A 22,267-nucleotide genomic window follows, 5' to 3' on the forward strand; every position below is an offset into this window, starting at 1 on the left:
TAAATTTCTATTGACCTTAGCTTAATAAAATATTTACGATGAACTTGTTTAATCGAGGGAGGAGAATTTATTCTCCTCCCTCTTTTAATTTTTTTTCAGCGGGTGTTTAAACACCCGCTGAAAGAAGCCTCCGGCGGATGTCACGGAATCGGAAAGTGCTTGCACAACGCCGATTCCTGACGCAATTATGCCGAGACATAATTGATTAAATAACCTAATTTTAAAGGAGCGTATTCGAATGTCTCTGAAACGAAAAAAAATCTCAGTAATCGGTAGCGGTTTTACTGGCGCTACTGCAGCATTTTTAGCAGCTCAAAAAGAACTTGGTGATGTAGTGTTAGTGGATATCCCTCAAGCTGAAAACCCAACAAAAGGTAAAGCTTTAGATATGTGGGAAGCTGCACCAGTGCAAGGCTATGATTCTTATGTTAAAGGTACTTCTAATTATGCAGATACTGCAGATTCTGATGTAGTAATCATCACTGCTGGTGTTGCTCGTAAACCAGGTATGAGCCGTGACGATCTTGTTCAAATTAACCAAGAAGTAATGAAAGCTGTTTCTAAGGAAATTGCAAAGTACTCACCAAATTCAACAATCCTCGTTCTTACAAACCCAGTTGATGCAATGACTTACACAGTATTCAAAGAAACTGGTTTCCCTAAAAATCGTGTAATAGGTCAATCAGGTGTACTCGATACGGCTCGTTTCTGTGCGTTTGTAGCTGAAGAACTAAATATCTCGGTAAAAGACATCACAGGTTTTGTGTTAGGTGGTCATGGTGATACAATGGTGCCACTTACTCGTTACTCGTTCGCTGGTGGTATTCCATTAGAATCGTTAATCCCAGCAGATCGTCTTGAAGAGATTGTTGACCGTACACGTAAAGGTGGCGCTGAAATCGTTAACCTTCTTGGTAATGGTTCTGCATATTATGCTCCTTCAGCGGCGCTTATTGAAATGGCGGAAGCTATCATTAAAGACCAAAAGCGTATACTTCCATCTATTGCATACTTAGAAGGCGAATATGGCTACAATGATTTATATCTAGGTGTTCCGACATTATTAGGTGCAAATGGTATAGAAAAAATCTTTGAACTTGAATTAACAGACAATGAAAAAGCAGCTTTAGATAAATCGGCAGAGGCTGTCCGCAACGTTATGGAAATTTTAGCTTAATAAAAGTTTATGAAATCGAGTAGGATTCATTCCTACTCGATTTTTTTTAAGTATTGAGACAAAATATTATTAGTACAAGTAAACATCGAGGTGAAATTATGAAATTAACATTAGCAACAAACGAAGAAATCAATATCCTCCATTCAAAATATAAAAGATTTAACACTCACCTCCTTGAAAATCCAAGTGAGTTATACAATCATACCGGTATTATGGGCGTATTCAATCGCGTTCTTACTGAAGAAGAGGCATTTGAGTTATTGGGAGAGAAATATAATTTAAAGTACAGTGCAAATTTCTTGGATACTTTTACGCAACTTTTTCATATAGAAGAGAATGGAGTGTATGTACACATTTATAAAAAAGGTTTGAGTAAAATAGCATTCAAATATAAATTAAGTTGCTTAAATCGGTCCGAGGCGAACATCTTTCGAAAATTGTTTTCCCACAGTAAGGGAATTTATAAAATAGGAGACGTGGAAGCCCTTGTCTTTTTAACGAAACTCTCAGTAACTGAACTATATTTCGCTGATTTTTTCTTTCCTTCACTGGATACAGTGATAATAGGGAATTATGATTTGTCGTTTCCTATTTATTCTAATACGATAATAGGTTTTAATAAGTGTAAAGAGATTATAGAAGAAAACGGCTTGTTGATACGGTAATAGGTAATGAACAGTAATAGAAGTTCTGATTTATAGTTGAAGAAGGAAAAATGATAATAGAAAAAGAATTAAAATAGTAAAAATGCTTATTAGACGAGGTGTACTCAATGCAACCAATACATATCGATGAAATTCCAATTGAAATAAAAGAATATCTTAAAAATATTATTTCTATAAGGTTTCCAAGGCAAGGTTACACCTCTGATGTTGGGTTAATTGAGAATAACCAAGGGTTTTATGCACTAAAAAGGACAAAGGGAGAATTATTTTGTTCCTGGTTAAATAGAGAAATATCTGTATTAAACTGTTTGACTAATCAAACAAAACTACCTGTTCCAAAAGTGAAGAAATTTGTTGAACAAGAAAACCAAAGGGATTCCTGGGCTCTCCTTGAGTTTTTAAAGGGGGAAACACTAAGGACTGCTTTATTCACCGAGAAAAATGAAGAGAAACGGCAAGAATTGATATTTAATTTTGGTGCATTCTTATTTCAAATCCATACTACCCCTTGTCCAAAAGAGTTAATTTATGAAGGAAAATGGATTGACCAAATATTAAATCAAGCTGAATATAATTTGAAAAATTATGAAGTGGATGGAGATGAGAAATTATTAGAAAAAATTAAAACTAATAAACCCAACTTCTATAAACAAACTTTGATTCACGGAGATTTTACAATTGATAATGTTTTAGTCGACAACGGGGTAATTACAGGAGTAATTGATTGGGGAAGTGGAGCTTATGGAGACCCAAGATATGACGTATCATTGGCAATACGCTCAAAACCCAATGCCTTTGAAAATGAAATAGATAAAGAAATTTTTTTTGAAGGGTACGGGGAAAAGATTATTGATGATAACGAATATGATTATTTTGTAAATGGCTTATATGAATTCTTTTAATGTTTTGTTCTGCACTAAAGAGTTGCTTTCAGGAGGAATCATCTCTCGGTTCTGTATGAAGATCAAATGGTTATTCTGCTTTTCGTTGTACTTTTGGAATAAAATTGATACTATGAAGGTATATGATAGAAAAGGGGTTGGCGTATTTTTGCTTCAAAAAAACAGTAAGCTTGGTCTCACTATTGATGAAATTACAGTTGGCGAGAAGATTCATATTACCGAGAAGATAGAAGATAAGGATTTATTGCTTTACTTAGGACTCACGAATGATAATAATCCGCTTTATATTCAACATGATTATGCAGCGATGACACCTTTTCAAAAGCCAATCGTACCAACGATCATGTTAAATGGCATTATTACTTCAGCTGTGTCAAAGTATATTCCTGGACCAGGCGCACGAATTATTGAGCAACATATAAAATATTTAGAACCGCTCTATCATTATGAATTATTTGATACTCTTTTAGAGGTAACAGAAGTAAATAAAATAGAAAATACGATTACTGTATCGGTACACTCATATAATGAGAAGAAACAGCTTATGATTGAGGGTATTTTGCTGGTGACACCACCACTTGTTTTATAGACGTCTTGAGATTTGAAATGGGGGTTTCAAATCACTAACGGAGGCTTTACACATGACAAAAACAATTTTAGTTGTAGAAGATGAATTTTCTATTGCGACATTATTGAAATATAATTTAGAGCAGGCTGGATATGTTGTAGAAACAGCTGCAGATGGTCAAGAGGGTCTTGATAAGGCAATTGACATACAGCCAGATTTAATTTTATTAGATTTAATGCTTCCAAGGCTAGATGGTATGGAAGTCTGTAAACAAATTCGTCAACAACGTATGAATACACCTATTATTATGCTAACAGCAAAGGATGACGAGTTCGATAAAGTACTTGGTCTAGAGCTAGGGGCAGATGATTATATGACGAAGCCTTTTAGTCCGCGCGAAGTGTTGGCACGGGTAAAGGCTGTTTTGAGACGCTTTACACAAAATGTAGTGCCTGAAGAGAAGAATGGGCCTCAAGAGAAAATGTATGAGTTTGGACAATTGCGTGTCTTTCCAGAGCGTTTTGAAGTATTTTTACAAGATGAGGCACTGGAATTTACACCAAAGGAATTTGAGCTACTCATTTATCTACTTGAAAATAAAAACCGTGTTTTAACACGTGATCAGCTATTAAGTGCTGTATGGAAGTATGACTTTGCCGGTGATACTCGAATTGTAGATGTGCACATAAGCCACCTTCGCGATAAAATCGAAGAAAATAGCCGTAAGCCGATGTTCATTAAGACAATTCGCGGCCTTGGCTATAAATTCGAGGAGCCGAAGACGACATGAAATCAATGAGCAACCGCTTATTCTTGACATTTATGCTATTGCTTGGATCTATATTAGCTGTCCTAATGATTGTTATAGGTCAGCTTTTTCCTGTTTATATAGAACAGTACAATGAGCAGGCTAGTTTACAGATGCAAGAATCCATTAACCAAGTATTAGACGAACGAAAGATTGAACTATCAAAAGAAGATAAAGAGGCACTGTATACTGCTCAAAACATTGAGGCAACAGATTCTCTAATATCGTTTGTTCATGCGCGACTTTATGTTGTGCTAGCGATTCTTTTTATAATAGCACTTATTTTAATGGCTATTGTAAGTCGCTATATGATTCGAAATTTCACTGCTCCTATTGATAACGTGACAGATACAGCACTTGAACTGGCGAAGGGAAATTACCGTGCTCGTGCTCATGAAAATGAGCATGAACGCATGATGCCACTTAGTCACTCCATCAATATTTTAGCACGTAACTTACAGGATATTACTACGATTCGCGAGGTAGAAGAGGAAAGGCTTAAAACGTTAATTGAAAACATGGGAAGCTCCCTCATGATGATTGGACGTGAGGGGAATATATCTATCGTGAACCGTGTATTTTTAGAGCGTTTCGGTATGCTAATTGAGGATGTACAAGGAAAAGTTTTCCGTACAATTGGCTTACCTCAATCACTGGAGCAATTTATCGACCATGTGTTTCTAACAGAAATGCCTTATCGACAACAAATTAAAATGGAGGTCCAACAGGAGCTATACAATAAGGAAGTATATGGAGCACCTGTTATAGGGGATCATGGTCGATGGCTAGGTGTCGTTATAGTTATGCATGATATTACAGAGCTTGTTCGTTTAGAGCAGATTCGTAAGGACTTTGTAGCAAATGTATCCCATGAATTGCGTACACCTATTACATCTATTAAAGGCTTTTCTGAAACTTTACTAGATGGTGCATATAAGGATGAAAAAATGCTCCTTTCTTTTTTGGAGATCATTTATAAGGAAAGTAACCGTCTGCAGATGCTTATCCAGGATTTACTAGAGTTATCGAAAATTGAGCAGCATGGTTTTACCGTTAATATTATGCCGATGGGCTTGCAAGATGTACTTATACGAGGAGCAGAGCTGACAGGACCTCGTCTGGATGAGAAGAATATGAGCTTTAATGTTGATATTGAACGTGATGTTCAGGTTATGGGTGATGCGAATCGTATCATTCAAATTGTCACTAATTTAATTACCAATGCCATTACGTATTCTCCAGAAAATACAATCGTTACGATTCGATTAAAGGAAAATGAAACGTACGGTATTCTTGAAATAGAAGACCAAGGTATAGGAATTGAAAAGCATGAAATTGCCCGTGTCTTTGAACGGTTTTATCGTGTGGATCGTGCGCGAAGCCGGAATTCTGGAGGGACAGGTTTAGGGCTTGCTATTGTGAAGCACTTAGTAGAGGCTCATCATGGTCGCATTCAGGTAGAAAGTGAAGTTGGTGTCGGGACAAAAATGATAGTCATGATTCCAAAAAATTAACGAATTCTTTACAAAAGCACAATTTTAGATTCACAATAGGGACTTATACTTGTTAGTAGAAACCCCCCCTATATATTATTAAGACTTTAAAATAGCCAAAAAAATCTTTAGATAAAGATTTTTTGAATGTGTTGCTTAGTTATCGCCAATAGGAAGAATCTATTGCCAAATTTTTTGGTGATAGATTCTTTTTCTGTTTTACACATAACGCAAATAGGTGTAAAGTATAGTAGCATAATATTCAACTAACAACCAATGTACTTGTTAGTTGAACCAATCAGGCTTAGACGGGTCAGCTAATAAGCCCACTTTATCTAGAAGTGATTTCTATTACTGATCGTAAAAGCGGGATAAAAAATTGAAAGAAGGATGACCATGAAAATCGTCAAAAGTATCGTGCAAATTGGCTATCTATATGTAATTTTATTTGTTGGGAATAGTATTGCACGTCTACTTCACTTGCCGATTCCAGGGAGCATAATTGGACTAGTCTTATTGTTTTTACTTTTGCAGTTTCATATTATTAAGCTTGAATGGATTGAGCTAGGTGCAGGTTTATTACTTAGTGAATTATTACTATTTTTCATTCCATCTGCTATCGGAGTAATCGATTATACTGCATTATTCGGTGAGCAAGGTGTGAAAGCTGTGCTTGTAATTGTATTGAGTGCCATAGTTGTAATGTTTGCAACAGGTTTCACAGCACAATTGCTAGGGCAACGAAAGAAAGGTGATACTGCATGAGCTTTTTAATAGCTATAGTAAGTTTACTAGGTACTATTGCAATTTTTTATACTAGTAAAATGTTTTATAAAAAGTATCAGAACGAATGGTTAACACCTATACTAATCACACCATTAGTAATAATTATAATCTTGTTACTAACGGGTACATCTTATAAATCCTATGTTGCAGGAACCGGTATTTTATCAAATTTACTTGGGCCAGCAACAGTTGCATTCGCGGTTCCAATTTATAGAAATTTTAATCTGTTAAAGAAACATGCTTTTGAAATTTTTCTAAGTATTGCAGTAGGTTCGGCAGTTGCTATTACATCATCATTTACCATTGCCGTTGTAATTGGATTGAATAATGAGCTAGTGCATAGCTTAGTTCCGCGCTCAGTTACTACACCAATAGCGATGGACATCTCCAATATGATTGGTGGCTCTCCTACCCTTACTGCTGTTTTCGTTATGGTGACTGGTATTTTAGGGAGTCTAATAGCACCGTTAGTAATTAAAGTATGTCGTTTCCAACGACCATCCTCTAGAGGTCTAATGTTAGGAATGGGTGCACATGGTGCAGGTACCTCTAAAGCATTTGAATTTGGTGAGTTAGAAGGCACCTTTGCAAGTCTTGCTATGATTGTAGCTGCATTAATTAGCATTGTTTTATCAACAACATTTTTCCCAGCATTTGAACATCTAGTTGTCAATATCCTGTTACCTTAAATGGTAGCAGGATTTTTTTTAGTTCTATTTTGGTGCGGATGGTTTTAGATGGAAGGTAAGTGCAGGAACGTCGGGTAAGTTTTTATGTCAAACTGCCTAAAATAAAAAACTAGTTTATTAAAATATTTTGAAACTTTTTATAAAGTGTCCCGTATACAATAGTACTAAGCTTAAGGGAGGATTAGACATGAGTGTGAAAAGGTCACTAATGATGGTGGGACTTGGTATTTTCGGCATTGTTGCACTTATTGCGGTATTTACATCGTGGTACACGGTAGATGAATCGGAACAAGCAGTTGTTATTACGTTCGGTCGTGCTGATAATACAGTAACAGAATCGGGTTTACATTTTAAATTACCTTGGCCTGTACAATCGGTTGAGGTTTTATCGAAGGAAACATTTAGTTTGCAGTTCGGTTATAAGCAAAATAAAGATGGGGAATTGGAAGATTATGATGCTGAAACGAAAATGATTACAGGGGATGAGCATATTGTTTTAACAGACCTTGTCGTTCAATGGAAAATTACAGAACCGAATAAGTATCTATTCAGCTCACAAGATCCAGAAAAAATATTACATAGCGCTACGTCGAGTGCGATTCGATCAATTATCGGAAGTTCCAAAATCGACGCTGCGTTAACTGAAGGAAAAGCGGACATAGAAGCAAAATCACGAGATTTACTCGTTTCTCTTATTGAAAAATACGATATTGGTATAAGTGTTTTAGGAGTAAAACTACAGGATGTTGAATTACCGAACGCAGATGTGCGAGCGGCCTTTACAGCTGTTACGGATGCACGTGAAATGAAAAATACAAAAATAAATCAAGCAGAAAAATATAAGAATCAGCGAATTAATGAAGCTGAAGGTGAAAAGGACGCAATTATCTCAAAGGCTCAAGGTGAAAAAACAGCACGAATTGAACAAGCTCAAGGGGATGTAGCTGTCTTTAATAAAATGTATGAGCAATATAAGGGTAATCAACAAATTACACGCGAACGTTTAATTTTGGAAACACTTGAAAATGTATTACCTAAAGCGCAAATTTATATTATGAATGATGATGGTAATACAATGAAATACTTGCCTCTTCAAGCATTGCAACCTGCGCCAAAGGAGACAACTGTGACACAGGAGACACCAAAAGAGGAGAAAAAAGAAGGGGGCGGTAACTAATGGATCAAAAAAATAAGGATCTTGAAAAATTTCTCAATTTTTTATCGGGTAAATCCAAAAATACTGCTCCAAAAGAAGGAGATACAGTGGATAATGTGGTCAAAATGTCGAAAAAAGGGCCGATGAATCCGAAAAAATATATTTCTCTTGCTGTAACATTAACAGCCATTTTTGCTATTGCCATTATATTATTTACTAATGTTTATATAGTTAAAGAGTCCGAATATGCAGTTGTTAGGCAGTTTGGAGAAGTAGTGAAATATCAGAGTGAGCCCGGCTTGAAAATTAAAGTTCCATTTATTCAAAGCGTCACGAAACTACCAAAAAACCAAATGACGTATGAAGTTTCTGAAGAAGAAATTAATACAAAGGATAAAAAACGAATTATTATTGATAATTATGCAGTTTGGCATATAACAGATCCAAAGCAATTAATATCAAATGCAGGAACAATTGAAAAAGTTGAATCACGTATGGAAGAATTTATTTATTCGGTTATTCGTTCGGAGCTTGGTCGAATAGAATATAAGCAAATTATTAATGATGAAAATTCTTCACGTGGGAGTATCAATGATCAGGTAACGGCACGTGTCAATGAGTTACTCTCAAATGATAAGTATGGAATAGAAGTAATAGATGTTCGTATTCGCCGTATCGACTTGCCTACTGAGAATGAGCAATCCGTGTTTACAAATATGATTTCGGATCGTGAATCAATGTCTCAAAAATACCTATCAGAAGGTGATGCTCAGAAACGCCGTATCGAAGCTCAAACAGATAGGAAAGTTCAAGAAATGCTGGCAACAGCGAAAAAGGATGCAGCAATGATTCAAGCGGAAGGTGAAGCAGAAGCAGCGAAGATTTACAATAAATCGTTCTCTCAAGACCCTGAATTCTATTCATTGTACCGTACATTAGAGTCATATAAGAAAACTGTAGGGGAAGATACGGTCATTATTTTGCCATCCACTTCACCATATGCAAAAATATTATCTGGATATGTAAAGTGATACTATTATTCTTGCAGGGAAAAGTATATGAAGTCGTCTCAAATTTTTGAGACGGCTTTTTTACGCTATCCATGAAACTGACAAGAATACGAAGGCTCCTCGCCATAACGTGGAGTTGATTTCCGTTCCGACTGGGCGCTTTCCTGGGGGCGTCCGATGAGCCGCTTCGCTGCGCTCCAGGGTCTCGGGCTAACAGGATGTTGGTCACGAAGGCGTTATCACAGGACGTGATGCTTTTAGCCTTCGTTCCTCTATATCGCTAATCCCCGAGGAGTCGCCCAGTCTCCACTCCAATCACCTAATTTCAATTTCGTCTTGGCGTAATTGTAGTGCTTTCGCTATAGAAAACATTTGTCGCTAACGCTTCGCTTTAGCACAGATAAATTGCCACAGAACGTGGCGTTCTTAGACTATGCTTTTGTTGCTCGGACATCTACTGCAAATAAACCACATCCGCATTCATCTCATCATCTTTAGAAGTAGAAGTCTTCTGTGTACCTGTCGCTATGCTTTCGCTACAGAAAATACTTGTTTTAGGTAATATCAATTATTATTTTCGTAAATATCTTTCAATTATCGATGGTATACTATGAAAATGATAGAAATTTATAATTTTGTGTTTCTTAAATTACTATTATCTGATAGAATGATAATGTTCAGAAATAAAAAATGGGGGTAATAGTTGTGAAATTGCAAATTAGCAAGGGGCTCCAAAATTTAGGGATAGCCTGTATTGTTGCTTCATTATTTACACTTTTCTTCCGTCTATCAGATTTTACATGGATCACAAAAAGTGTTTATCATATACCAGTGTTTTTTGTCATTTTGTTTTTATTAGGTTTAATCATTGCTGAGGATGTACGCAAGATATTTAAAAGAATATTTTTGTACGAGAAACGTAAGGTTAAACGTCCTTTATGGCAAGTAGGGATTGGCTTTATTTTCTTCTTAGCACAAATCGGTACTGTAATGGTGTTTAATACAGAGCTTACACATCCACAGCTTGGTGGTATGCCATTATTTTTAGTATTTGCTTTTATGAATGCTTTTATTATGACAGTTATATATGAAGAGATTTTCTATCGTAAAGAAAAAACAAGTAAAGCTAGTGAATAATATCGGAAAAGGTCAATTACAATGAGTGATTGGCTTTTTTTTTGTGTAGACAATCTTGAGTTAAGTTATTGATGTAGAAAATTTGATGATTTTCAACGTTATGATTGGTAAAATACCTGTTTTCTCGATAAAGTAAAAGGAAGAGGCATTTTCAAACATACGTTTTCGTTTTACAATTAAGAAGACGACAACGCAGGAGGATAAAATCATGACAAAGGAAAAATTGCTATTATTGGACGGCAATAGTTTAGCATATCGCGCGTTTTTTGCGTTACCTCTATTAACGAATGATAGTGGAATTCATACGAATGCAGCATACGGCTTTACAACAATGTTACAAAGAATTTTAGAGGAAGAGCAACCTACGAAAATTTTGGTTGCTTTTGATGCGGGTAAGACAACCTTCCGTCATGAGACATTTACGGAATATAAAGGTGGACGCCAAAAGACTCCACCAGAATTATCTGAGCAGTTTCCTTATATACGTAAGCTTATTGATGCTTATGGTATTAAGCGATATGAGCTTGAAATGTACGAAGCGGACGATATTATAGGAACACTTGCTAAAGAAGCTTCATCACAGGAAATGGATGTCATCGTTGTATCGGGAGATCGTGACTTAACACAGCTCGCTACTGAGCAAGTAACGGTATACATTACTAAAAAAGGTATTACTGAAATTGAAAAAAATACGCCAGCCTTTATAGCAGAAAAATACGGCTTAACCCCTCAACAAATTATTGATATGAAAGGTTTAATGGGGGATTCTTCAGATAATATTCCAGGTGTACCAGGTGTCGGTGAAAAAACTGCTGTTAAATTGCTAAAAGAGCATGGTTCAGTGGAGTCTCTTTATGCGGCAATGGATACGGTGAAGGCTTCTAAAATGAAAGAAAAATTAGTTGCCAATGAAGAACAGGCACTAATGAGTAAAAAGCTGGCTACCATTTTTACAGAGGCACCGATTGATATAACCCTTTCGGATCTTGTTTATAATGGTCCGAACGAAGAAGAATTAATTAACGTGTGGAGAGAGCTTGGCTTTAAATCATTGCTAGATAAAAGTGATTTTACTGTAGAAGAAGAGGAACAAGCACCTTTTGACTTTGAAATTGTGCAGGAAGTAAAACAAGAGCTTTTAAAAGATGTAATGGCAGTGCATTTGGAGCTAGAGAACGAGCATTATCATACATGTCAGCAACTAGGCATTGCACTAACAGATGGAGCGAAAACAATGTACGTGCCGTTTGATATTGCAGCTAAATCAGAGGTCCTTCGTCTTTGGTTAGAAGATGTTACTAAAATAAAGTATATGTCTGATTCAAAAGCATCTCAGGCTGCGTTAAAACGTGCGGGAATTCGTTTGGCTGGTGTGGAATTTGACTTATTACTTGCTTCTTATATTAATAATCCTGCGCTAAGTGGAGATGATGTGGCAACACTTGCGAAAGAACTAGGCTATCGTAATGTGCAGGCAAATGAGACTGTTTATGGTAAAGGGGCGAAACGAGCTATACCTGCCATTGATGCACTTGCTGAGCATGCCAGCCGCAAAGCCTTTGCTGTGTGGTCTTTACAGCCGAAGTTCGAGGCATTGTTAAAGGAAAACGAACAGTTCGAACTCTATAAAAACTTAGAGCTTCCTCTTGCTTCTATTTTAGGTGAAATGGAAAGTGAAGGAATCACTGTCAATCGTGCTACATTAGAGAAAATGGGGCAGGAACTAAATGACAAACTAGTTGTGATTGAACAGGAGATTTATACGGAGGCAGGAGAAGCCTTCAATATTAATTCACCAAAGCAACTTGGTGTCATCCTTTTTGATAAACTAGGTCTTCCTGTTATTAAAAAGACAAAGACGGGCTATTCCACTGCAGCGGATGTATTGGAAAAATTAAAACCAGAGCATGCCATTATTGAGCATATTCTATTATATCGTCAGCTTGGGAAATTACAGTCAACTTATATCGAAGGTCTACTAAAGGAAATCCATAAAGAGGATGGAAAGGTGCATACTCGATTCCAACAAGCACTAACAGCTACAGGACGTTTAAGCTCAACTGATCCGAATTTGCAAAACATCCCGATTCGTTTAGAGGAAGGGCGAAAAATTCGTCAAGCGTTTGTGCCATCGAACGAAGATTGGATATTATTTTCTGCCGATTATTCTCAAATCGAATTGCGTGTGTTAGCCCATATGTCAAAAGATAAAAACTTAGTCGATGCTTTCCGTGAAGGTATGGATGTTCATACACGTACTGCTATGGATGTATTCCATGTCTCAGAAGATGAGGTCGACAGTAATATGCGTCGTGCTGCAAAAGCAGTAAACTTTGGTATTGTCTATGGTATTAGTGATTACGGCTTATCGCAAAACTTGGATATTACCCGTAAGGAAGCTGCTACATTTATCGAGAAGTATTTTGCGAGTTTCCCTGGTGTAAAACAATATATGGATGATATCGTTCAAGATGCGAAATTTAATGGATATGTGACAACGATTTTAAATAGACGTCGATATTTACCTGACATTACGAGCTCAAATTTCAATATACGAAGCTTTGCAGAGCGTACTGCGATGAATACACCAATTCAGGGAAGTGCAGCTGATATTATTAAAAAAGCAATGATTGATATGGACGCTCGCTTGAAAAAAGAAAATATGCAGGCAAAGATCCTATTACAAGTGCATGATGAATTAATTTTTGAAGCACCTAAAGAGGAGATTGCATTGCTTGAAAAAATAGTACCAGAGGTTATGGAGAACGCAATCGAGCTTTCAGTACCATTAAAAGTAGATTTTAACTATGGTGCTACTTGGTACGAAGCAAAATAAGGAGGGGTTAAAATGCCTGAATTACCAGAGGTTGAAGGTGTCGTCCAGGCATTAAAACCTGAAATTGAAGGGCGTACAATTCAACAGGTTCAACTTTCTGAAATTATTCGTTTTTCCTTTGGAGAGGGGAAGCAATGTATCGTGAAGCAAGCTGAGCCTGATGCATTTGAAATATCCTTGTCTCAAATGACGATTACAAAAGTCGAACGACGTGCGAAATACATCTTTTTTCATTTGCTAAAAGAGGATGTCCCTTACGTGCTTGTTAGTCATTTAGGAATGACGGGTGCATGGTTTGTGGTGAATTCGCCTGAGGAAATCAATGAGGCGAAATTTAAAAAGCATATTCATGCTACATTTCAAATGGCAGATGGTGGCTATTTAATTTATTCGGATATACGCCGCTTTGGTGAACTACGTTTTTTAACAAAAATTGAAGATCATATACCATTAACAAAAATGGCACCAGAACCTTTTGATGAAATAGCGTGTGATTATTTTATTGCGAAATCAAAGTTACCGAAATATGAGAAAAAGGCCGTTAAAGATGTAATTATGGATGGGCAGGTTATTTCGGGCTGTGGCAATATTTATGCTACTGAAGCATTATTTGCTCAAAAAATTCATCCGGCCCGCACAATGAACCGCATCAGTGAAAAGCGTAAGCGTGCATTGTTCGAGACAATTGTCGTTATTTTACGCCAAAGCATTGAAGCAGGAGGTTCAACAATTTCAGATTATCGTAATATTAATGGTGAGGCTGGAAGTATGCAGAACCGACTGCAAATGTATGGTAAGAAGATGTGTCCAACGTGTGGTACCGCAACGAGCCAAATGACGATAGGTGGGCGCACATCAGTCTTTTGCCCAAATTGTCAACATTAAAGGGGATTTAACTATGATTATCGGACTAACAGGAAGTATTGCGAGCGGAAAAAGTACAGTAGTAAAAATGATGACAGCACTTGGTTTACCGATTGTCGATGCAGATATTGTTGCACGTGATGTTGTAGAACCAAGAACTGAGACTTTAAAGTTAATAGCTGAAAATTTTGGACAAGATATATTGCTAGAAGACGGCAATTTAAATCGTGCCAAGCTTGGCGATATTATTTTTCACGAACCTGCCAAGCGTAAAATGTTAAATGATATTATGCATCCTGCTATTCGTCAGGAAATGCTACGCCAGCGTGATGCTTATTTAGAGGCTGGAGAAAAACATGTTGTGATGGATATTCCGCTTTTATTTGAAAGTAAGTTACAACATTTTGTCGAGCGTATTATCGTTGTATCGGTTAGTGAAGATGTACAACTCCGTCGATTAATGGAGCGAAACAACTTATCGAAGGAAGATGCATTAGCTCGAATGCGTTCTCAGTTACCTATGTCAGTCAAAGAAAAAGGTGCACATGCGGTTATTTACAATAATGAAAATCTAGAACAAACAGAGCACCAATTAAAAAAAATCCTGACATATTGGGACGTTATATAATTAATTTAAGAATCTGTAACATCATTCAATGCGTAGCAATGACATATTGCTACGCATTCTTGTTGTTGAAAAACTATTGTTTCAATGAAATTAAGGTGTCATATTAAATAAAGTATGGCTCTTTCAATAAAACGAGGGTTGACTTCCGTTCCGGCTGGGAGCTTTGTAGCTGTCGCTTCGCTTTCGCTACAGAAAACATTTGTAGCTGTCGCTTCGCTTTCGCTACAGAAAACATTTGTAGCTGTCGCTTCGCTTTCGCACAGAGCAAAGCTTCCTGGGGGCGTCCGATGAGCTGCTTCACTCGAGTTGCTCGCTCCAGGGTCTCGGGCTAACAGGATGTTGGTCACGAAGGCGTTATCACAGGACGTGATGCTTTTAGCCTTCGTTCCTCTATATCGCTAATCCCCAAGGAGTCGCCCAGCCTCCGCTCCATTCAACCTTTTCGCATAGTGTGTATCTTCAGGCATAGCACTTTAATTTCTTGATATAAAAAGAAACTCCTGTATGTTTTATATGTGTGAAAGCGAAACGTTAGCAAAAGCAGGTGTACAATAGCATCACATTTATTATCAACATTGTTCACTTTTGAAATGAATAAAATTTATAAAAATTCTACGCTATTGCTGATTGGAGTGGAAGGCTACTCGACTCCCACAGGAAAGCGAGTAGCCTGGAACGGAAATCACCCGATTTAAAGTGCCGTAACATTCACTATGAGAAGCGTAGCAAGAATATTTTGCTATGCTTTTTTTGGTGGATTTATACCATAATAAGGACTAATTTAGGCGATTTTATTTTTCAGAAAATAAGAACTTTAATATTATGAATATATAATGTTCATCTTTTTTAAAATTGTGTTATACTAATCACCATAAAGTATATAATTAATCTGAGTACGTACTCACAGGAGGATTTTATAATATGACAGTATCAGTTGCTATTAATGGTTTCGGACGTATCGGACGTATGGTTTTCCGCCAAGCGATCGTGCAAGAAGATTTAAATATCGTTGCAATTAACGCTAGCTATCCAGCTGAAACGTTAGCACATTTGATTAAGTATGACACAAATCACGGGACATTCGAGGGTTCAGTTGAGCCAGCAGGCGATGCTTTAATTGTAAACGGTAAACGTGTTCAAATTATTAGCGAACGTGACCCATTAAAATTACCTTGGGCAACAATGGGTGTGGATATCGTTATTGAAGCAACTGGTAAATTTAATGATCGTGAAAAAGCAGCAATGCACTTAGAAGCAGGAGCAAAGAAAGTTATCTTAACAGCACCTGGTAAAAACGAGGACGTAACAATTGTTTTAGGTGTAAATGATGAGAAACTTGATATCGCAAAACATGATGTTATTTCAAATGCTTCTTGTACAACAAACTGCTTAGCACCAGTTGCCAAAGTATTAAATGACACATTTGGTATCGAAAGCGGATTAATGACAACAGTTCACGCTTATACAAATGACCAAAAGAACTTAGACAATCCACATAAAGATTTACGTCGTGCACGTGGTTGCGCACAATCAATCATTCCAACTTCTACAGGTGCTGCAAAAGCATTAAAATTAGTGTTACCAGAATTAGAAGGCAAAATCCATGGTATGGCACTTCGTGTTCCAACACCAAACGTATCATTAGTTGACCTAGTAGTTGATTTAAATACAGACGTAACAGTAGATGCTATCAACGCTGCATTTGTGAAGGCTGCTACTGAAGGTCCAATGAAAGGTATCTTAAACTTCTCAGTTGAGCCTCTTGTATCTTCTGATTACAATACAACAACTTACTCTTCTACAGTTGATGGACTTTCTACAATGGTAATGGGTAACCGTAAAGTAAAAGTACTTGCTTGGTACGACAATGAGTGGGGCTATTCTGCACGTGTAGTTGATCTTGTGAAAAAAGTGGCAAAAGCTTTAGAAACAGTTAATGCATAATAATAATAATAATTAGAATGAGCACATTGAAATCCTGGTGATTTCAATGTGCTTTTTTTATTTAGAAAGCAGTTTAAATGTAGAATCTATGCTTGTACTTTATCCTTTCAAGGTTTATCATGAGCTCACTACGTCAATGCACTTTTCTTACACATAGGAAATTTGTTATAATAGAGATATTAAATTGTTGTGAAATCAGGAGAGTAATTATATGAGATGTCCATCTTGCCAGTTTAACGGAACGCGTGTTGTGGATTCGAGGCCAGTTGATGATAATAAAGAAATTCGTAGACGTCGTGAATGTGAGTCATGTGGCTTCCGTTTCACAACGTTTGAAAAAATTGAAGAGACACCTTTAGTTGTAGTGAAAAAAGAAGGTTCACGAGAAGAATTTAGCCGTGAAAAGGTACTTCGTGGACTTATTCGTGCTTGCGAAAAACGTCCTGTTTCTCTTGAAGTACTTGAGGGACTTGTAATGTCTATTGAAAAAGATCTTCGCCGTATTGGGAATTCTGAAGTCCGATCTGAGGATGTAGGGGAAATGGTAATGGATCGCTTAGCGAAAATCGATGAGGTTGCTTATGTGCGCTTTGCATCGGTTTATCGTCAATTTAAGGATATCAATGTCTTTATTGAAGAAATTAAAGAAATTATCCAACGTCAGACAGAACAGAAATTATAGGGAAAACAGAGAGGGTGAATGGCGTTGATCCATTTGTATAAGGAATTGCAGCCCGCTGATCCTTTTGATATCCGTCTACCTCATGCACTTTCTACGCAGGAACGTCAATTAGTAACGCTTTTTTATCAGCCTTTAATTGGAGCGGAACCAATCAGCCTTTATTTAACACTATGGGCTGAGGCTGAGGAAATGCCTAAGCAACAAATGACACATTATTATTTAATGAACGTACTAGGACTTCCTATTGGTAAAGTATTTGAGGCGCGTATTGCGCTTGAAGCAATTGGTCTGTTACGCACATGGAAAAAAGAAGATGCTGACCAGCGAAGCTTTTTATATGAGCTGACACGTCCACTTGATGCAGATAGCTTTATGAAAGATCCACTGCTCTCGATGTTTTTATTTAGTAAAATTGGAGAGCAAGCATATCGGAAGTTACGTCAGCGTTTTATTCCATCTGCAAGAGATGCAGAATTTAAAGATGTATCGCGTGCTTTCATAGATGTTTTTAAGCCTGTAAGTACAAAGATTCCAGATGAATTACAAGTTAATGCTAATCGTAAGGATACACAGCAAAAAGTATATCCGTTTTATTTTGACCAGTTTGACTTTGATCTACTGCAAGCGGGCTTATCGGAGCAACTAGTGCCGGCAAGCCTACTAACATTTGAGGTACGTGAATCAATAGCGAAATTAGCATTTTTATATCGCTTAACTGCACTTGATATGCAAAAAGTAGTGATTCTTGCATTAGATGATGACCTAGGTATTTCATTGGAACGTTTACGTAAGGCTGCTGCAGATTTTTATAAGTTAACGGTATCAAAAGAACCACCAAAGCTTGTTAGAGTAAGTGAGCCATCATCTTTAGAGGAATCAGGTCAAAAAACAAAGGATCAGGAGCTTCAGCAATATTTAGAAACGACTCCCCCTGTGCAAGTACTGCGAGATATCAATAATGGTAAAGAACCTCTACAGACCTCTGTACAACTGGCTGAGAGTTTAATTGTCCAGCATGGAATGCCAGTAGGCGTTGTTAATGCTCTTTTGGAATATGTAATGCTAACAACTGATATGAAGCTGCCTAAGAAATATGTGGAAACGATTGCGGATCATTGGGTACGTAAAAATATTCAAACAGCAAAAGAAGCAATGGAACTAGCACGTCAAGAGCATGATAAGTACACTACGTGGAAAAATAAGCCGCAAACACCGAGAAAAAGTAATCAAAGTGCGAGAGGGCGTTCAGGAAATCAGCGTGAAGAGAAGGTACCTGAATGGTTTTACAAACGTAATGAGCAACAAGAAGAAAACACTTCAAGCACGATTGATTTTGAGCAAGAGCGTCAAAAGATATTGGAGATGTTAGGGAAAAGTGATAAGTAAGGAGGGTGAACGACAATCGAACCAATTAATGGACCATTAAAAAGAGCAGTTAATGTACCATCATTTCAAGAACGATACGAAGCGATGCGTCGAGAAATTTTAGAAAACCCTCGTGTGCAAGAATTTTTAGCAGAGCATGCAGATGAGTTAAGCTATGAATCAATTGAACGTAATTTACCGAAGCTCCATGAGTTTATTAGTCAATCTACAGTATGCTGCGGCTGTGACAATACAGAAAGTTGTACAAACTACTTAAAAGGTTTTTTACCATCTTTAAGAGTAGTCCGGGGTACCGTTGAAATTGATTATGTCCGATGTGAACAAAAGATGCGTGAGGAGGAACGTCGTGATGTAGCCAATATGATTGCGAGTATGCATATGCCGAAGGATGTGCTACAAGCAACCATTCAAGATTTACTCATTGACGATGAATCTCGTGTCATGATTGCTCAAAAAGCGGCACAATTTGTGAAAGCCACAGTTGAGACAGGAAAGCTTCCGGCAAAAGGTTATTATTTATACGGTAAATTCGGTGTAGGGAAATCCTTTGTATTAGGAGCTCTTGCGAATGAATTAGCCGCTATCAAAATTCGTTCTGTAGTCGTTTTCGTGCCTGAATTTTTACGAGAAATGAAAAATGCAATTGGCGATAATACGTTGAATGAAAAAATAGATTATGTGAAAAAGGCCCCAGTGCTAATGCTCGATGATTTAGGAGCCGAAACAATGACAGCTTGGACTCGAGATGAAATTCTGGGAACTATTTTCCATTACCGTATGGCGGAGCAATTGCCAACATTCATTACATCTAATTTTAATTATGATGAATTGGAGCATCACTTAGCACAGTCGCAAAAAGGTGACATTGAAGTCGTGAAGGCTGGACGTATTATGGAACGTGTCAAAGCCTTGACGGAGCCAATTGAAATGCGTGGCAAAAATCGCCGTATGTAAGATTGACTGTTGCATTTTGCGACATTCGAGCGTATACTGTCACATATACTAATTACATCTTTTAGCGGTTGTCCAAACACCCACTAAAGATGTAAAAGCCTCCGGCGGATGTCACGGAATCGGAAAGGAGTTCTTTGTGCAAGCACAAAGCCGATTCAGGACACAATTATGCCGAGGCATAATTGATCAAATGCATTGATGAGGACATGAATTTTGTGTAACGGCTTTTAGAGAGGGAAGTCATTGGCTGTAAGCTTCCTAGTTCGAGCACACTATTTACTACCTGCTGAGCAGCGAAAGGGATAATCTTTCGCCGGTCCCTAGCCCGTTAGCTAGCCTTGAGCTTCGTCTGACTATAAAAGTCGGAAGGAAGAAGGGTGGAACCACGAGCATACGCTTCGTCCCTTTCGTAGGGACGGGGCTTTTTTTATTTCCGTTAAATGGAATATAGTGGTGGGATGAATGCGGATATAGTTTCTTTTCAGTAGGTGTTAAAACACCTGTATAAGGATTTATTCCGGGGATTCTTGGACTTCAATCATGCATCACAACAAAACAACTATAAGGAGTGCGAAAAAATGTCAGATATGATTAAATTAACTTTCCCAGATGGCGCTGTAAAGGAATTTGCAAAAGGTACATCTACTGATGACGTAGCATTATCAATTAGCCCAGGACTTCGTAAAAAAGCATATGCTGGTAAAGTAAATGGTGTCTTAGTCGATTTAAAAACACCAATTGAAGAGGATGCTGCTATCTCAATTATTACTCAGGATGATGAGGAAGCATTAGAAATTTTACGTCACTCTACTGCACACTTAACAGCACAAGCGATTAAACGTTTATTCCCAGGTGTTAAACTTGGTATTGGTCCAGTTATTGAAGGTGGTTTCTACTACGATATTGATGCACCAACTCCAATCACTGCTGAAGACCTACCAGCAATTGAAAAAGAAATGAAAAAAATTATCGCTGAAAACCTAGAAATCGAGCGCAAAAATGTTAGCCGTGCAGATGCACAAGCGATCTATCAAGAAATTGGCGATGAATACAAATTAGAATTACTTGAAGCAATTCCAGCTGATGAGCAAGTTTCTATTTACTATCAAGGTGAATTTTTCGACCTTTGCCGTGGTATCCACGCACCATCGACTGGCAAGCTTCGTGAGTTCAAACTTCTTTCATTAGCAGGTGCTTACTGGAGAGGTAACTCAGATAACAAAATGCTACAACGTATTTATGGTACAGCATTCTTTAAGAAGGAAGAATTAAAACATCACCTACAAATGCTTGAAGAAGCAAAAGAACGTGATCATCGTAAAATCGGTAAAGAATTAGAATTATTTACAACTTCTCAAAAAGTTGGTCAAGGTTTACCACTATGGCTACCAAACGGCGCAACAATCCGTCGTGTTATTGAGCGCTATATCGTGGATAAAGAATTATCTCTAGGTTATAAACATGTTTATACACCAGTACTTGGTTCTAAAGAGCTGTACCAAACTTCTGGCCACTGGGATCACTACCAAGATTCTATTTTTCCACCAATGGAAATGGACAATGAAACATTAATTATGCGTCCGATGAACTGTCCTCACCATATGATGGTGTACAAAAACAGCATGCATTCTTATCGTAACCTACCATTACGTATTGCAGAGCTTGGTACAATGCACCGTTACGAAATGTCAGGCGCAGTTTCTGGATTACAACGTGTACGTGGGATGACTTTAAACGATGCACATATCTTCGTTCGTCCAGACCAAATTAAAGTGGAATTCCAAAAAGTAGTACAGCTAATTTTAGAAGTATACAAAGACTTCGATTTAAATGATTACTCATTCCGTTTATCTTACCGTGACCCAGCAGATACTGAGAAATACTTCGACGACGATGCAATGTGGGAAAAAGCACAAAGTATGTTAAAAGAGGCAATGGATGAGCTTGGCTTAGATTACTTCGAAGCTGAAGGTGAAGCTGCATTCTACGGTCCTAAACTTGACGTACAAGTGAAAACTGCAATTGGTAAAGAAGAAACTTTATCAACAGTTCAACTTGACTTCTTATTACCAGAGCGCTTTGACTTAACTTACGTTGGAGAAGATGGTAAACCACATCGTCCAGTTGTTATTCACCGTGGTGTTGTATCAACAATGGAACGATTTGTTGCCTTCTTAATCGAAGAATATAAAGGTGCATTCCCAACATGGTTAGCACCAGTACAAGTTGAAGTTATTCCAGTTTCAAACGAAGCACACTTTGATTATGCAAAACAAATTGAAGAGCAATTAACTGCAGCGGGCTTACGTGTTGAGATGGATGACCGTGAAGAAAAACTAGGCTACAAAATCCGTGAAGCACAAATGAAAAAAATCCCGTATATGCTTGTTATCGGAGACAAAGAAGTAGAGGCTGGTGGCGTAAATGTACGTCGTTACGGCTCAAAAGACTCAGAAACAATTAGCTTCCAAGACTTCTTAGCTAACATCAAAGCAGAAATTACAAAATAATTTTAATGATTTTGCCGGTGAATTCGATTAATAAGAATTCGCCGGCAATTTTTGAAGGGTAATCTTAATTTC

At 37.5% G+C, this 22,267-nt stretch carries 20 protein-coding genes; 19 read left to right on the forward strand and 1 reads right to left on the reverse strand.

Going from position 1 to position 22,267, the window contains the following annotated elements:
- Positions 1-238 precede the first annotated feature (238 nt).
- The 14 genes from mdh to coaE all read left to right on the forward strand — a co-directional run bounded on the left by mdh (position 239) and on the right by coaE (position 14,719).
- A complete protein-coding gene (mdh, locus tag JNUCC51_RS17700; protein WP_337989081.1) occupies positions 239-1,177 on the forward strand; it encodes a malate dehydrogenase in 939 nt (312 codons plus the stop codon).
- Positions 1,178-1,275: 98 nt separating this feature from the next.
- Entirely contained in the window at positions 1,276-1,842 is a 567-nt protein-coding gene (locus tag JNUCC51_RS17705; protein WP_337989082.1) for a hypothetical protein, read from the forward strand.
- 107 nt (positions 1,843-1,949) lie between these two features.
- Entirely contained in the window at positions 1,950-2,744 is a 795-nt protein-coding gene (locus JNUCC51_RS17710) for a phosphotransferase family protein (protein WP_337989083.1), read from the forward strand.
- A gap of 148 nt (positions 2,745-2,892) precedes the next feature.
- Entirely contained in the window at positions 2,893-3,333 is a 441-nt protein-coding gene (locus JNUCC51_RS17715) for a MaoC/PaaZ C-terminal domain-containing protein (protein ID WP_337989084.1), read from the forward strand.
- 52 nt (positions 3,334-3,385) lie between these two features.
- The gene (locus JNUCC51_RS17720) at positions 3,386-4,102 is read left to right on the forward strand and encodes a response regulator transcription factor (protein WP_100544894.1); all 717 of its coding nucleotides are present in this window, start codon (positions 3,386-3,388) and stop codon (positions 4,100-4,102) included.
- Positions 4,099-5,634, forward strand: a complete 1,536-nt coding sequence (pnpS, locus tag JNUCC51_RS17725; RefSeq protein ID WP_337989085.1) for a two-component system histidine kinase PnpS — start codon at positions 4,099-4,101, stop codon at positions 5,632-5,634. Before JNUCC51_RS17720 ends, pnpS begins: the two co-directional genes overlap by 4 nt.
- Positions 5,635-6,009: 375 nt before the next feature.
- Positions 6,010-6,378 (forward strand): CidA/LrgA family holin-like protein, encoded by a 369-nt coding sequence (locus JNUCC51_RS17730; RefSeq protein WP_100544892.1) that lies wholly within the window; start codon positions 6,010-6,012, stop codon positions 6,376-6,378.
- A complete protein-coding gene (locus tag JNUCC51_RS17735) occupies positions 6,375-7,088 on the forward strand; it encodes an LrgB family protein (protein WP_337989086.1) in 714 nt (237 codons plus the stop codon). The genes JNUCC51_RS17730 and JNUCC51_RS17735 overlap by 4 nt, the downstream gene beginning before the upstream one ends.
- A 187-nt stretch (positions 7,089-7,275) precedes the next feature.
- Positions 7,276-8,265: an FtsH protease activity modulator HflK gene (gene hflK / locus JNUCC51_RS17740; RefSeq protein WP_337989087.1), complete on the forward strand. Its 990-nt coding sequence runs from the start codon at positions 7,276-7,278 to the stop codon at positions 8,263-8,265.
- On the forward strand, positions 8,265-9,275 hold the full coding sequence (hflC, locus tag JNUCC51_RS17745; protein ID WP_337989088.1) for a protease modulator HflC: 1,011 nt from the start codon (positions 8,265-8,267) through the stop codon (positions 9,273-9,275). The genes hflK and hflC overlap by 1 nt, the downstream gene beginning before the upstream one ends.
- A 684-nt stretch (positions 9,276-9,959) precedes the next feature.
- Complete coding sequence (locus JNUCC51_RS17750; RefSeq protein ID WP_337989089.1) at positions 9,960-10,391, forward strand: DNA polymerase I; 432 nt, start codon at positions 9,960-9,962, stop codon at positions 10,389-10,391.
- 208 nt (positions 10,392-10,599) lie between these two features.
- Positions 10,600-13,227, forward strand: a complete 2,628-nt coding sequence (polA, locus tag JNUCC51_RS17755) for a DNA polymerase I (RefSeq protein ID WP_337989090.1) — start codon at positions 10,600-10,602, stop codon at positions 13,225-13,227.
- Positions 13,228-13,239: 12 nt separating this feature from the next.
- The gene (gene mutM / locus JNUCC51_RS17760; protein ID WP_337989091.1) at positions 13,240-14,112 is read left to right on the forward strand and encodes a bifunctional DNA-formamidopyrimidine glycosylase/DNA-(apurinic or apyrimidinic site) lyase; all 873 of its coding nucleotides are present in this window, start codon (positions 13,240-13,242) and stop codon (positions 14,110-14,112) included.
- A gap of 13 nt (positions 14,113-14,125) precedes the next feature.
- Positions 14,126-14,719: a dephospho-CoA kinase gene (gene coaE / locus JNUCC51_RS17765; RefSeq protein ID WP_337989092.1), complete on the forward strand. Its 594-nt coding sequence runs from the start codon at positions 14,126-14,128 to the stop codon at positions 14,717-14,719.
- 103 nt (positions 14,720-14,822) lie between these two features.
- Here the strand turns inward: coaE and JNUCC51_RS17770 are convergent, their stop codons facing one another.
- Positions 14,823-15,020: a hypothetical protein gene (locus JNUCC51_RS17770; protein WP_337989093.1), complete on the reverse strand. Its 198-nt coding sequence runs from the start codon at positions 15,018-15,020 to the stop codon at positions 14,823-14,825.
- A gap of 620 nt (positions 15,021-15,640) precedes the next feature.
- Between JNUCC51_RS17770 and JNUCC51_RS17775 the strand changes: the two genes are divergently transcribed.
- From JNUCC51_RS17775 to thrS, 5 genes are all read left to right on the forward strand, one after another.
- Entirely contained in the window at positions 15,641-16,663 is a 1,023-nt protein-coding gene (locus JNUCC51_RS17775; protein ID WP_049667518.1) for a glyceraldehyde-3-phosphate dehydrogenase, read from the forward strand.
- 211 nt (positions 16,664-16,874) lie between these two features.
- Entirely contained in the window at positions 16,875-17,345 is a 471-nt protein-coding gene (gene nrdR / locus JNUCC51_RS17780) for a transcriptional regulator NrdR (RefSeq protein WP_049667519.1), read from the forward strand.
- Between the two features lie 18 nt (positions 17,346-17,363).
- A complete protein-coding gene (locus tag JNUCC51_RS17785) occupies positions 17,364-18,731 on the forward strand; it encodes a replication initiation and membrane attachment family protein (RefSeq protein WP_337989094.1) in 1,368 nt (455 codons plus the stop codon).
- Between the two features lie 24 nt (positions 18,732-18,755).
- Positions 18,756-19,685, forward strand: coding sequence for a primosomal protein DnaI (gene dnaI / locus JNUCC51_RS17790; RefSeq protein ID WP_232733271.1), 930 nt, complete (start codon positions 18,756-18,758; stop codon positions 19,683-19,685).
- A 578-nt stretch (positions 19,686-20,263) separates the two neighbouring features.
- Positions 20,264-22,195, forward strand: coding sequence for a threonine--tRNA ligase (gene thrS / locus JNUCC51_RS17795; RefSeq protein WP_337989095.1), 1,932 nt, complete (start codon positions 20,264-20,266; stop codon positions 22,193-22,195).
- Positions 22,196-22,267: the final 72 nt, after the last annotated feature.

This window comes from Lysinibacillus sp. JNUCC 51, from assembly GCF_015999525.1.
GTDB lineage: Bacteria > Bacillota > Bacilli > Bacillales_A > Planococcaceae > Lysinibacillus > Lysinibacillus xylanilyticus.